Raw genomic sequence first — 11,906 nt, 5'->3', positions numbered from 1 at the left:
TGCCGGGGAGCCGGTGCGGTCCCGAAGGCCCTAGCCTCCGGGGCCGCACATGACCCCCGCCGCCAGCAAGAACACCGCCACGCGCGACGATCTGCGCAACGTCGCGATCATCGCCCACGTCGACCACGGCAAGACCACGCTGGTCGACGCCATGCTCCGCCAGTCGGGGGCCTTCAGCGGCCACGCCGCCTTCGAGGACCGGGTGATGGACTCGATGGACCAGGAGCGCGAGCGCGGCATCACGATCCTGGCCAAGAACACCGCGGTGCGCTACCGCGGCATCAAGCTCAACATCGTCGACACGCCCGGCCACGCCGACTTCGGCGGCGAGGTCGAGCGTGGGCTGACGATGGTCGACGGCGTGCTGCTGCTCGTCGACGCCTCCGAGGGCCCGCTGCCCCAGACGCGCTTCGTGCTGCGCAAGGCGCTGGAGAGCGGCCTGCCCGTCGTGCTCGTCGTGAACAAGATCGACCGGCCCGACGCCCGGATCGACGAGGTCGTCCACGAGGTCGAGGAGCTGTTCCTGGACCTCGACGCCCACGAGGACCAGCTCGACTTCCCCATCGTGTTCACCAACGCGAAGGCCGGCACGGCCTCGCTGGACCGTACGGCGCCCGGCGACACGCTGCAGCCGCTGATGGACCTGCTCGTCGAGACGGTGCCCGCCCCGTCCTACGACCCCGGCCATCCCGCCCAGGCGCTGGTGACCAACCTCGACGCCGACGCCTACGTCGGGCGCCTGGCGATCTGCCGCGTCCGCCAGGGCACGCTGCGCAAGGGCCAGGACATCGGCTGGTGCCGCGCCGACGGGGAGACGGTCACCCGCGCGCGGATCGCCGAGCTCTACGTCACCGAGGGCCTGGAGCGCCTGCCCGCCGCCGAGGCCGGCCCGGGCGAGATCTGCGCGATCGCCGGCCTGCCCGACGTCACGATCGGCGAGACGCTGGCCGACGCCGCCGACCCGCGACCGCTGCCGGTCATCCGCGTCGACGAGCCCTCCATCGGCGTCATGGTCTCCACGACCACGTCGCCGTTCGCCGGCAAGGAGGGCGACAAGCTCACCGCCCGCCAGATCGAGGCGCGCCTGGACCAGGAGCTCATCGGCAACGTGTCGCTGCGCGTGGAGCCCACGGACCGCCCCGACGCCTGGGAGGTCCAGGGCCGCGGCGAGCTGCAGCTCGCCGTGCTCGTCGAGACGATGCGCCGCGAGGGCTTCGAGCTCTGCGTCGGCCAGCCCCGCGTGGTCACCAAGGAGGTCGACGGCGTCGTCCACGAGCCTATGGAGCGCCTGTCGATCGACGTGCCCGACGAGTACGTCGGGTCGGTCACCCAGCTGCTGGCCATGCGCAAGGGCCGCATGGAGCAGATGACCAACCACGGCACGGGCTGGGTGCGCATGGACTACCGCGTCCCCGCCCGCGGCCTCATCGGGTTCCGCACCGAGTTCCTCACCGAGACGCGCGGCACCGGCATCGCGCACTCCGTCTTCGACGGCTTCGAGGCCTGGCACGGCGAGCTGCGCACGCGGCCGACGGGCGCGCTGGTGGCCGACCGCATGGGCCAGGTCACCGCGTTCTCGTGCTTCCAGCTGCAGGAGCGCGGCTCGCTGTTCGTCGCCCCCGGCGACGAGGTCTACGAGGGCATGGTCGTCGGCGAGAACGCCCGCGCGGACGATCTCGAGGTCAACATCGTCCGCACGAAGCACCTGACGAACATCCGCTCCTCGACCGCCGACGAGCTCGAGCGCCTCGTGCCGGCCCGCCGGCTGTCGCTCGACCAGGCGCTGGAGTGGCTGCGCGAGGACGAGTGCGTCGAGGTCACCCCGAAGGCCGTGCGCCTGCGCAAGTGGCAGCTCGACGCGACGGAGCGCGTCAAGGCCGCGCGGCGCGCGAAGGCCGGCGCGGCGCCGAAGTAGGTCAGCCGGCGCCGAGGGCGCGGGCGGCGGCCACGAGCGCCGCGTTGCCCGCGGCCCGGACGCCGTCGGGCGCGTTCACCGTGTCCTCGAGCCCGACGCGCGTGTCGATGCCGCGGGCGACGGCGTCGGCGATGAGCACCCAGGCCGCGGCCCCGTCGCCGTGCTGCAGGCGCGGCGCGCCGATGCCGAGGGCGTCGAGCGCGTCGTGGATGGCCGCGACGGTCGCCACCGCGGTCGCCGCGGGCGCGTCGACGGGCTCCACGAGCACGCGCGTCACGCGGTCGGCGTAGCCCGAGTCGGCCAGGCGCTGCGCGTCGGGGACCGACCAGACGCCGGCCTCGATGCCGACCCCGGCGGCGAGCAGGGCCTCCATGATCCGCGGCGCGCCGGGCTCGGACACGTTGACCGACGCGTAGTCGGGGGCCCGCCAGGCGCGCACGAGCGACACGCGGCGGTCGAGGTCGGGCTCGATCCACGCGCCCGTCGAGACGCCCACGGGCACGCGGCAGGCCTCGCGGACCTCGGCGACCACCGCGTCGACGACCGTGGCGCGCAGCGACTCCTCGCCGCGGCGGTCGCGCGGGTGCAGGTGGATGGCCCCGGCCCCCTCGGCCACGCACGCCGCCGCGTCGCGGGCCAGGTCGGCCGCCGTCAGCGGCACCGCCAGGTGCTCGGCGCGGGTGCGGTCGCCGTTGAGGGCGGCCTGGAGGAGCATGGCCCGGTGCCGTCGGCCTAGAGCGAGGACGGATCGGCGGGCGCCGACGCCGGCGGCGTCTCGGGCTCCCAGTCGACATCGTGGCCGAGCCCGGCCGACTTGAGGACCTTGAGCGAGAGCAGCGCGCACTTCATGCGCGTCGCGCTGATGTCGATCCCCAGCAGGTCCAGGACGAAGTCGCGGTCCAGGCGCAGCAGCTCGTCGACCGGCATGCCCGTGACCTCGTCGGAGACCATGGAGGCCGAGGCCTGGGAGATCGCGCAGCCGTGGCCCTCGAAGCGCACGTCGGCGATCCGGCCCGCGTCGTCGACCTTCAACATGACCTTGAGCTGGTCGCCGCACAGCGGGTTGTGGTCGGCGGCCTCGAGGTCGGGGTCCTCCATCGGGCCCCAGTTGTGGGGCCGCTTGTAGTGCTGGAGGATCTCCTCGCGGTACAGGTCGTCCATCAGGCGAAGATCCTCCGGACCTCGCCCAGGCCCTCCACGAGCGCGTCGATCTCCTCGCGCGTCGTGTGGACGCCGAACGACGCCCGCGTCGTGGCGGACTCCCCCAGGCGCCGCATGAGCGGCTGGGCGCAGTGGTGGCCGGCGCGGACGCACACGCCGCGGCGCCCGAGGATCTCGGACACGTCGTGCGGGTGCACGCCCTTGACGGCGAAGGACACCAGCGCGCCGCGGCGGTCCGCGTCGCGCGGGCCGTGCAGCGTCAGGTCCTCGACCTCGCCGAGGCGCGCCAGCGCGTAGGCCGTGATGTCGTGCTCGTGGGCGCGGACCGCGTCCATGCCGATGCCGCCGAGCCAGTCCGACGCGGCGCCGAGGCCGATGACCTCGGCGATGGCCCCCGTGCCGGCCTCGAAGCGCGTGGGCGGCGCGGCCCAGCGGACCTCCTCGAACGACACGCTGGAGATCATGTGCCCGCCGCCGATGAGCGGCTCGGTGTCCAGCAGGAGGTCGTGGCGGCCGTGCAGGACGCCGACGCCCGTCGGCCCGTAGGCCTTGTGGCCGGTCCACGCGTAGAAGTCGGGGTCCAGCGCGCCGAGGTCGACGGGGAGCTGCGGGATGGCCTGCGAGCCGTCGACGACCGTCACGACACCGTGGGCGCGGGCGCGGGCGAGGATGTCGGCGATCGGGTTGATCGTGCCCAGCACGTTGGAGACGTGGGCCACGGCCAGGACCTTGGCGCCGGGCAGCAGGCGGTCCAGCGCGTCGAGGTCGAGCAGGCCCTCGTCGTCGATGGGGACCTCCACGAGCTCGGCGCCGGCCTCCTTGGCCAGCGACCACCACGGCACGAAGTTGGAGTGGTGCTCCATCGTCGTGACGAGGATCCGGTCGCCCGGGCCGACGTGGCGGCGGCCCCAGCCGGCGGCGACGATGTTGATGGCCTCGGTCGCGTTGCGCGTGAAGACGGTGTCGCGGTCGGGCCAGCGCAGGCGCGCGGCGATCCGGGTGCGGGCGCCCTCGAAGAGGTCGGTGGCCTCGGCGGCCAGCGGGTAGACGCCGCGGTGCACCGAGGCGCGGTGGTGGCGGTAGTAGTCGTCCATGGCCGCCAGGACGGGCTCGGGCGTCTGCGACGTCGCGGCGCTGTCCAGGTAGGCGACCCCCTCACGCTGCAGCGTGGGGAACTGGGCGCGGAGGTCGAGTGCGGTGGTGGCGGCCATGACGGGTCAGGCGCCGACGCCCGCCGCCTCCTTGATGTTCGCGTAGCCCTCGGACTCGAGCTGCTCGACGAGCTCGGGGCCGCCCTCCTTGATGATCCGCCCGTCGAACATGATGGAGACGCGGGTGGGCTGGACCAGGTGCAGGATGCGCTGGTAGTGGGTGATGATCAGGACGCCCATGTCCGAGCCCTTGGCCACCGTGTTGACGCCGTTGGCCACGACGTTGAGCGCGTCGATGTCCAGGCCGGAGTCCGTCTCGTCCAGGACCGCCATCTGCGGGAGCTGGAGCGCGAGCTGGAGGACCTCCAGGCGCTTCTTCTCGCCGCCGGAGAACCCGTCGTTGAGGTAGCGGGCGACGAACTCGCGCGGGACGTTGGTCAGCTCCATCGCGGCCTCGACGGTCTTACGGAACTCCTTGAGCGAGATCTCGTCCTCGCCGCGGGCCTCGCGATGGGCGTTGAGCACCATCCGCAGGTACTTCGTGATCGTCACGCCGGGGATGGCGACGGGGTACTGGAAGGCCATGAACAGGCCGGCGCGGGCGCGCTCGTCGGGGTCGGCCTCGGTGATGTCCTGCCCCTTGAAGAGGATCTGGCCCTCGGTGACCTCGAGGCCGGGGTGGCCCATGATCGCGTTGGCCAGCGTGGACTTGCCCGAGCCGTTGGGCCCCATGAGGGCGTGGATCTCACCCTTGGCGACGGTGAGGTCCAGGCCCTTGAGGATCTGCTTGTCCCCGGCCTGGACGTGAAGGTTGCGGATCTCGAGCTCGGCCATGTGTCCTCGGTGTCGTTTCGTGGTCGGGAGGGGTTGGGGGCGCGACGGGTCTAGGCGACGGCGGCGCGGTCGGACAGGGTGGTGGTGGGGGCCGCGAGCGGCAGCGCGGGGCCCGCCGTGCTGGGGCGGGCCGACGAGAAGGCGACGAGCTCGGCCAGCGTGGTCTGGGCCAGGGCCTTGACGACGCCGCCCTGGACGCGCGTCCACAGGAGCTTGGTGGCGCACCCGTGGCCGCTGTCGGCCTCGTGGTTGCAGACGACGCGCCCATGCGCGGAGGTGCCGTCCTCGGCGACGAAGCAGGTCATGGGGGCCACGCCGCCCTCCAGCGCCTGGACGGCCTCGTCCATCGTGATGGCGCCGGGCTCGCGCGTGAGCCGGTAGCCGCCGTGGGCGCCGCGGGTGGCCTCGACGAGGCCGGCCTTCTTCAGCAGCGCGACGATCCGCTCCAGGTAGGCGAGCGGCAGGGCCTCGGCCTCGGCGATCGCCTTGAGGGAGACCGGCGTCGGGGACCCGTCGCCGTCGTGATGGCGGCCCAGCTCGACGAGGAGCCGGACGCCGTACTCCGCCTTCGTCGTGAAGATCATCGACCCTAATCCTACCGCAGGGGTCGGAGAAGGACCGATCGCCCGGAGGCGACCGGCCCGCGGCTCACAGGGTGCGCAGCCCGCGGTGCATCACCGGATCCTCGCAGGGGCGAGAATGCCCGCCATGTGCTTCGACCACGACGCCCTCCCGCCCGACCTGCCCGCCGACCTCGTCCTGCGCCGCCTGGCGGGCGGGGCCGCCGCGGAGGTCACCGAGCTGCAGTCCGACGACGGCACCCCGTTCTCGGCCGCCCTGGCCCGGTCGCCCCAGCCCGGCGGCACCGGCGTCGTGATCCTGCCCGACGTCCGCGGGCTGTACCGCTTCTACATCGAGCTGGCCGAGCGGTTCGCCGAGGCCGGCCACGACGCCGTGGCGATCGACTTCTTCGGGCGGACCGCGGGCACCGGCGAGCGCGAGAACGACTGGGACTACTGGGACCACGTGCGCCAGACGACCCCCGAGCAGATCCAGGCCGACATGGCCAAGGCCATCGACCTGCTGCGCGAGCGCGGCAGCGCCACGACGATCGTCACCGTCGGCTTCTGCTTCGGCGGCGCCCAGGCGTTCCTGGCCGCCACGAACGCGGCGCTGCCCCTCGACGGCGCCGTCGGCTTCTACGGCGGGCTGAGCGGCGAGCGCCTGGGCATCCCGTCGCCCAAGGACGAGGCGGGCGCCACGCGCTGCCCCGTGCTCGCGCTGTTCGGCGGCGACGACGCGAGCATCCCCGCGGCCGACCGCGACGTGTTCGCCGCGGGCCTGCAGCGCTCGGGCGCCGAGCACGAGGTCGTCGTCTACCCCGGCGCGCCGCACTCGTTCTTCGACCGCAAGCAGGAGCAGTTCGCCGAGGCCTCGGAGGACGCGTGGCGGCGGGTGCTCGGGTTCCTCGGCCAGGTCGGCGCCGCGCAGCGGACCTGAGAGGTCCGTCTTTCGTCAGACTGCCGTGCCCCATGCCCGGACTGCGTCGCGCTGCCTGCGCGCTCTCGATCCTCTGCGCGCTGCTCGCCGCGCCCGCCTCCGCCGAGGACGGTCCCGCCGGACCCGGCACGAGCCCGTGCGAGGACCCGCTGCTGGCCCTGCGCTGCCCCAACCTGCGGATGGACCCGCCCAGCGACCTGCACGTGCAGCGAGCCGGGCACGTGCTGCGCCTGCTGGCGACCAACCACATCGTCAACAACGGCGCCGGGCCCCTGGAGCTGCGCGCCACGCGTACGTCGGACCCGCGGTACGCCAAGGCCTCCCAGGTGATCTACGACCGCCGCGGGCGCCCCGTCTACTTCCCCGAGGCCGGCTATGTCTACTGGAAGGCGATCCCCGGTCAGGGCCACTACTGGAAGTACTTCCGGGCGGCGCGCTTCGAGTTGTGGACGGTCAACCCCGACGGCTCCCGCGCCGCCATGATCCGCACCGGCCCCAAGCTGTCGTACTGCCTCCGCGACCTGGACCGCGTGGCCGGCTACGCCCGCAGCCCGCGTCGCGCCGTCTACCCGGCGTGCAGCCAGGACCATGCGCGCCGCGAGCTGCGCCTCGGCGTATCGCCGGGATGGGCCGACGTGTACCCGTGGCACTACCACGAGAACTGGATCAGCATCACCGGGCTGCGCGGCTGCTTCGCCTTCGTGCACCGCGCCGATCCCACCGGCGAGCTCATCGAGGAGCGCGAGGACGACAACGCCGCGCAGCGCATGATCCGGCTGCCGCCGCGCCATGGCAGCGTGGCACCACGCGGCTGCCCCTCAGGACGGTAGGATCCGCGGCGAGATGTCCTTCGTGCTCGCCCTTTCCGCCTGGAAGGCCACCTTCGGCCTCGCCGTCGTGTTCTTCGTCGCGTTCCCGCTGCTGCTGCACGGGCTCATCGGCTTCGCCGTGGCCCAGTCGCTCGGCGAGCGGGCCGAGAACCAGGAGTACCTCGACGCGCGCGAGGACAACCAGCCGGTCTAGGACCGCAGGTCGGCGGCCGCGACCGCCTCGCCGGACGCGATGAGCGCCCGGGCACGGTCCAGGTCGCCGTGGTCGCCGGCGCGCAGCATCGCCGCGACGCGGCCCTCCCGCAGGTACCAGATCGCGAAGGCCCCGCCGGCCATGTCGCCGTCGACGACCTCCTCGTCCCACGCGTGGGCGGGTCCGACGTACTCGAGCGTCGCCCAGTCGGCCAGGTCGCTCCAGAAGTAGGGCACCTCGGTGTGCTCCACGCCGGCGCCGAGCATGTTGCGCGCCGCCGTGCGGCCGTGCGCGGCGGCGACCTCCTCGTGCTCGATCCGCACGCGGCGGCCGTGCACGACGCTCTCGTACTCGCACACGTCGCCGGCGGCGAACAGCCCCTCGACGCCCTGCACCGCGAGCTGCGCGTCGCAGCACACGCCGCCGGCCGGGCCGAGCTCCAGGCCGGTCTTGCGCGCGAGCATGACGTCGGGCATCGCGCCGACCCCGCAGACGACGACCTCGGCCGGCAGGGTGCGCCCGCCGGCGAGCACGACGCGGGTGACCCGGTCGCCGTCGCCCTCGGCCTCGAAGCGCTCGACCTCGACGCCGCCGAGGACCTGCACCCCGTGGGCCTCGAGCACGCCGCGCACCCAGGCACCCGCCTGGAGGCCGAAGCCGCGCTCCAAGGGCTCCTCCTCCTGCAGGAGCACCGTGCAGCGCCGTCCCTGGGCGGCCAGCGTCGCGGCGACCTCGCAGCCGATGTAGGAGCCGCCGACGCAGACGACGTCGCCGGCCTGCTCGGCGTCGGCGCGCAGCGCGTCGGCGTTGCCCAGGGCGCGGAGGTGGTGGATGCCCTCCAGCGCGCTGCCGTCGACCTGCAGCCGGCGGACCATCGCGCCGGTGGCCAGCAGCGCGTTGCCGTACTCGACGGTCTCCTTCGTCGACAGCGTGGCGGTGTGGGTCGCCGGGTCCAGCGCCGTCACGGACGTCCGGGTGAGCACCTCGACGTCGTCCGGCAGCTCGATGGCCGCGTCCTGGCGCGTCTCCGTGCCCGCGAGGTAGCCCTTGGTGATCGGCGGCCGGTGGTAGGGCGCGTCGAGCTCGCGGCCGACGAGCAGCACGGAGCCCGGGGCGCGCTGCTCGCGCAGCGCCTGCGCGCAGGTCGCGGCGGCGATCCCACCGCCGATGAGGAGATGGTCCACGCGGCGGTCGGGCATGGCGGGGTTGTATCAGCCGTTGCCCCAGCTCCTGGTCGGCCGCGATCCAGCGGCGCGACGGCCGCCCGTCGTCGAGGACCTCGTAGGCGCCCATCCGGCCCATCGGCGGCGAGCAGAGGTGCAGCGTGACCGCGGGCTCGTCGCCGATGTGGGCGGCACGATCCGAATTCTGCATGAAGTCACTTGACATTGAGGGATGCGTGCGCCTGGGCGTGAGCGCGCCACCCGGACGTCGAGCCCCCTCCCGTTTGCCTTCCCGGGTTAGTCTTAAGTTCTTGCCCAAAGCTGCCGTTGAGCGTCGTATGCGTCGTGTGACCATGGTCCTGGCTGCCCTGGTGGCCACCCTGGTCGGCGCCGCCGGCGGACAGGCCGCGACCACGGGCACCGTCGCGCCGCGGATCGTGGGCGGGACGACGGCGAGCCCCACCGACGCGCCGTGGCAGGCGCTGGTGCTGCCGGGCCAGTTCCTCTGCGGCGGATCGATCCTCGACGCGACGCACGTCGTCACCGCCGCGCACTGCGTCTACGACACGACCGACAACGACGCCGTCTCGTCCCCGGACGAGATCCGGGTCTACGGGGGCGTGAGTGATCGTCGGCAGCTCACCGGCGGGAGCGTTCAGCGCGTCACCGTCATCTCCGTGGCGATCAAGCCGGATTTCGATCCGGTCGCGTTCAGCAACGACGCGGCCGTCCTCACGCTGCAGGCACCCGGATTCAGCTTCAACGGCGACAGCGTCAAGCCGATCGCCCTCGACGACGTCGGTCACGACCCGTCCTTCAGCGACAACCTGCAGATCAGTGGCTGGGGCTCGACAGCGGCTCAGGCCGCCGGCGGGACCAACCCGCCCACGCTCTCGAACACGCTGCAGGTCATCTCCGACCTCCACAAGGCGTCGTGCGCGCCCTACGGCGGGATCGACACCACCATCCAGATCTGCGCGGGGACCCTGGGCAAGGACGCCTGCCAGGGCGACAGCGGAGGGCCGCTGGCCCAGAGCATCTCCGGGACCTGGCGGCTGGTGGGCATCATCAGCTGGGGCGTCGGGTGCGCCACGGCGCAATACCCGGGGGTCTATACGCGCGTCGCCGGCCCGGATGTCCACGCCTTCCTGGTCAACCCGACCGCCCGGGCCGAGACGGTGCCGGTGAACACCAGTGCACCGGTCGTGACCGGGACACCCGCGGTAGGGGGCGTCCTCTCGTGTGCCGCGGGGGCCTGGAGCAGTGGCCACGCCACCGAGATGAGCTTCGTGGCGGCCGACGGCACGGTGCTCTCCACCTCAGGCAGTCTCACCGTGCCCGCCTCGGTCGCGGGCTCGACCGTGACGTGCACGGTGACGTATGCGAACTTCAGCGGCACGACCACGGCGCGCTCGGCGCCCGTGGCGATCCCGGCCCCCGTGCCGGTGCCCGTGGCGACGCCCCCGGCCGTCATCACGCCGCCGCCGACGTCGACGGCCCCGCAGGGGCTCCCGGTCATCCCCGCCGACACGCGTGCGCCGACCGCGAAGGTCACCTCGGCCAGGTGCAGGGGCGCCTCCTGCGTGCTCAAGCTGTCGGTGAGCGACCCCCAGCCCAGCTCCGGGCTCGCCCGCGTCAGCGTCAGCGTCACCACGAGCTACCGCACGTCGTGCGTCCGCAAGGGCAAGCGCCGCTCCTGCACGAAGACCACGAGGAAGACGCTGAAGGCCAGGGCCACGGGCACCGGGACCTACACCGTCAGCACCGGACGCCTGCGCAAGGGCACCCACGTCTTCTCCGTCGCCGCCGCCGACCAGGCCGGCAACCGCCAGTCCCGCGCGGTCAAGGTGACCCGCCGGACGTCGCGCTGAGGGCGGCCGGGGACCGCCCGCGGTCGCCGCCGACGCCCGGGCCCGGACCGCCCCCGCCCGCCCGCGCCCCTCAGCGTGCGACCGGCGCGCCGCGCCCCGGCAGCGCCGCGTAGGCCCGGCGCGTCTGGCGCGCCACGTCGGACCAGTCGAAGCCGAGCACGTGCTCGGAGGCCTGGGCCACGAGGCGCTCGCGCAGCGCGTCGTCGGTCAGGACGCGCTCCATCATGCGGCCCAGCGACCGCGGGTCGCGGGCGGTGAAGCGCAGCCCGACGCGCTCGTTGGGCACGACCTCCCGCAGCCCGCCGGTGTCGGCGACGATGCACGGGCAGCCCGACGCCATCGCCTCCAGCGCCACGAGCCCGAACGGCTCGTAGATCGAGGGGACGACCGTGAGGTCGGCGATCCGGTAGAGCGAGTGCAGGACGTCGTCGCCGATCCAGCCCATGAACGTGCCGTGGTCCATGAGGCCCAGCCGCCGCGCCTGGTCCTTGAGCTCCCACTCGTGCGAGCCCGAGCCGGCGACGAGGAACCGGACCCCGCCCACGCGGGCGATGACGCCCTGCGGCCCGGCCAGCGCCTCCAGCGCGTGCTGGAAGCCCTTCTCGTAGACCAGCCGCCCCACGAGCAGCACGAGCGTCTCGTGGGGCGCCGCGAACCGCGCGCGCAGCGCGTCGAGGTCGTGCATGGGCTGCAGGTCGTCGGGGTCGATGCCGTTCGGCGTGACCGTGATGCGCGCCTCGTCGAGCCCGAAGACGTCGGCGACGTGGCCGCGCATGTAGTGCGAGCAGACCAGGACCTGGTCGGCGGTCCGCACCATCCAGCGCTCGGCGCGGTGGATGTCGGACTGCGGCGGCTTGTGCACCCAGCCCTGGTGGCGGCCGTGCTCGGTCGCGTGGACCGTCGCCACCAGCGGGCAGCCGGCGTGGTCGGCCAGCCGCTTGGCGGCGACCGCGACGAGCCAGTCGTGGCCGTGGACGAGATCGAACGCATGCTCCTCCACGAGCTGCCGTCCACGGTCGAGCAGGTCGCCGTTCATGTGGCCGACCCACTGCACGAACTCCTCGAGGTCGGCCGGTGGCCGCGGCTCGCGCACCCGGTGCACGTGCACGCCGTGGCGCACCTCGTCCAGCGGCCCGCGGTCACCGGCGCGGGTCAGCACATGGACCTCGGCGGCGGTGTCCGCGACGAGGGCCTCGCTGAGCTTGCGCACCGCGCGGGCCAGGCCGCCCTCCACGATCGGCGGGTACTCCCACGAGACGATCAGAACCCGGAACGGCAACGTGGGGCC

12 protein-coding genes are annotated in these 11,906 nt (G+C 73.5%); 5 read left to right on the top strand and 7 right to left on the bottom strand.

Features of this window, described 5'->3' with window-relative positions:
* Positions 1 to 49 precede the first annotated feature (49 nt).
* Positions 50 to 1,915, top strand: a complete 1,866-nt coding sequence (gene typA, locus FSW04_RS08565) for a translational GTPase TypA (RefSeq protein WP_146918289.1) — start codon at positions 50 to 52, stop codon at positions 1,913 to 1,915.
* A 1-nt stretch (position 1,916) separates the two neighbouring features.
* Here the strand turns inward: typA and FSW04_RS08560 are convergent, their stop codons facing one another.
* From FSW04_RS08560 to FSW04_RS08540, 5 genes are read right to left on the bottom strand one after another with little or no spacing between them, the layout of a single operon-like run.
* On the bottom strand, positions 1,917 to 2,630 hold the full coding sequence (locus tag FSW04_RS08560) for a 3-keto-5-aminohexanoate cleavage protein (protein ID WP_146918287.1): 714 nt from the start codon (positions 2,628 to 2,630) through the stop codon (positions 1,917 to 1,919).
* 17 nt (positions 2,631 to 2,647) lie between these two features.
* Positions 2,648 to 3,076: a Fe-S cluster assembly sulfur transfer protein SufU gene (gene sufU / locus FSW04_RS08555; protein WP_146918285.1), complete on the bottom strand. Its 429-nt coding sequence runs from the start codon at positions 3,074 to 3,076 to the stop codon at positions 2,648 to 2,650.
* Complete coding sequence (locus FSW04_RS08550; RefSeq protein ID WP_146918282.1) at positions 3,076 to 4,287, bottom strand: aminotransferase class V-fold PLP-dependent enzyme; 1,212 nt, start codon at positions 4,285 to 4,287, stop codon at positions 3,076 to 3,078. The genes sufU and FSW04_RS08550 overlap by 1 nt, the downstream gene beginning before the upstream one ends.
* A 6-nt stretch (positions 4,288 to 4,293) precedes the next feature.
* A complete protein-coding gene (gene sufC / locus FSW04_RS08545) occupies positions 4,294 to 5,061 on the bottom strand; it encodes a Fe-S cluster assembly ATPase SufC (protein WP_146918280.1) in 768 nt (255 codons plus the stop codon).
* A 50-nt stretch (positions 5,062 to 5,111) separates the two neighbouring features.
* Positions 5,112 to 5,645, bottom strand: a complete 534-nt coding sequence (locus tag FSW04_RS08540; protein ID WP_146918277.1) for an RrF2 family transcriptional regulator — start codon at positions 5,643 to 5,645, stop codon at positions 5,112 to 5,114.
* 124 nt (positions 5,646 to 5,769) lie between these two features.
* Here FSW04_RS08540 and FSW04_RS08535 point away from each other — a divergent pair, with 124 nt between their 5' ends.
* From FSW04_RS08535 to FSW04_RS08525, 3 genes are read left to right on the top strand one after another with little or no spacing between them, the layout of a single operon-like run.
* Entirely contained in the window at positions 5,770 to 6,561 is a 792-nt protein-coding gene (locus FSW04_RS08535) for a dienelactone hydrolase family protein (RefSeq protein ID WP_187369353.1), read from the top strand.
* Positions 6,562 to 6,593: 32 nt separating this feature from the next.
* Complete coding sequence (locus FSW04_RS08530) at positions 6,594 to 7,391, top strand: lysyl oxidase family protein (RefSeq protein WP_146918273.1); 798 nt, start codon at positions 6,594 to 6,596, stop codon at positions 7,389 to 7,391.
* 13 nt (positions 7,392 to 7,404) lie between these two features.
* The gene (locus tag FSW04_RS08525) at positions 7,405 to 7,584 is read left to right on the top strand and encodes a hypothetical protein (protein ID WP_146918270.1); all 180 of its coding nucleotides are present in this window, start codon (positions 7,405 to 7,407) and stop codon (positions 7,582 to 7,584) included.
* On the opposite strand, the gene FSW04_RS08520 is transcribed toward FSW04_RS08525, so the two are convergent.
* Positions 7,581 to 8,783, bottom strand: a complete 1,203-nt coding sequence (locus tag FSW04_RS08520; RefSeq protein ID WP_146918268.1) for an NAD(P)/FAD-dependent oxidoreductase — start codon at positions 8,781 to 8,783, stop codon at positions 7,581 to 7,583. The two genes, FSW04_RS08525 and FSW04_RS08520, sit on opposite strands and share 4 nt — an antisense overlap.
* A gap of 317 nt (positions 8,784 to 9,100) precedes the next feature.
* Here FSW04_RS08520 and FSW04_RS08515 point away from each other — a divergent pair, with 317 nt between their 5' ends.
* The gene (locus FSW04_RS08515) at positions 9,101 to 10,618 is read left to right on the top strand and encodes a serine protease (RefSeq protein ID WP_187369352.1); all 1,518 of its coding nucleotides are present in this window, start codon (positions 9,101 to 9,103) and stop codon (positions 10,616 to 10,618) included.
* Between the two features lie 70 nt (positions 10,619 to 10,688).
* On the opposite strand, the gene FSW04_RS08510 is transcribed toward FSW04_RS08515, so the two are convergent.
* Entirely contained in the window at positions 10,689 to 11,897 is a 1,209-nt protein-coding gene (locus tag FSW04_RS08510) for a glycosyltransferase family 4 protein (protein ID WP_146918263.1), read from the bottom strand.
* Positions 11,898 to 11,906 lie beyond the last annotated feature (9 nt).

Origin of the sequence: Baekduia soli, from assembly GCF_007970665.1 — a bacterium.
Taxonomy (GTDB): domain Bacteria; phylum Actinomycetota; class Thermoleophilia; order Solirubrobacterales; family Solirubrobacteraceae; genus Baekduia; species Baekduia soli.
Note: the sequence above shows the minus strand (reverse complement) of the source record. Positions and strands in the feature narration are given on the sequence as shown.

What these genes read in the sequence shown, in the direction of transcription:
- typA (WP_146918289.1), top strand. Translation starts at nt 50, where the DNA reads ATGACCCCCGCCGCCAGCAAGAACACCGCCACGCGCGACGATCTGCGC.
- FSW04_RS08560 (WP_146918287.1), bottom strand. Translation starts at nt 2,630, where the DNA reads ATGCTCCTCCAGGCCGCCCTCAACGGCGACCGCACCCGCGCCGAGCAC.
- sufU (WP_146918285.1), bottom strand. Translation starts at nt 3,076, where the DNA reads ATGGACGACCTGTACCGCGAGGAGATCCTCCAGCACTACAAGCGGCCC.
- FSW04_RS08550 (WP_146918282.1), bottom strand. Translation starts at nt 4,287, where the DNA reads ATGGCCGCCACCACCGCACTCGACCTCCGCGCCCAGTTCCCCACGCTG.
- sufC (WP_146918280.1), bottom strand. Translation starts at nt 5,061, where the DNA reads ATGGCCGAGCTCGAGATCCGCAACCTTCACGTCCAGGCCGGGGACAAG.
- FSW04_RS08540 (WP_146918277.1), bottom strand. Translation starts at nt 5,645, where the DNA reads ATGATCTTCACGACGAAGGCGGAGTACGGCGTCCGGCTCCTCGTCGAG.
- FSW04_RS08535 (WP_187369353.1), top strand. Translation starts at nt 5,770, where the DNA reads ATGTGCTTCGACCACGACGCCCTCCCGCCCGACCTGCCCGCCGACCTC.
- FSW04_RS08530 (WP_146918273.1), top strand. Translation starts at nt 6,594, where the DNA reads ATGCCCGGACTGCGTCGCGCTGCCTGCGCGCTCTCGATCCTCTGCGCG.
- FSW04_RS08525 (WP_146918270.1), top strand. Translation starts at nt 7,405, where the DNA reads ATGTCCTTCGTGCTCGCCCTTTCCGCCTGGAAGGCCACCTTCGGCCTC.
- FSW04_RS08520 (WP_146918268.1), bottom strand. Translation starts at nt 8,783, where the DNA reads ATGCCCGACCGCCGCGTGGACCATCTCCTCATCGGCGGTGGGATCGCC.
- FSW04_RS08515 (WP_187369352.1), top strand. Translation starts at nt 9,101, where the DNA reads ATGGTCCTGGCTGCCCTGGTGGCCACCCTGGTCGGCGCCGCCGGCGGA.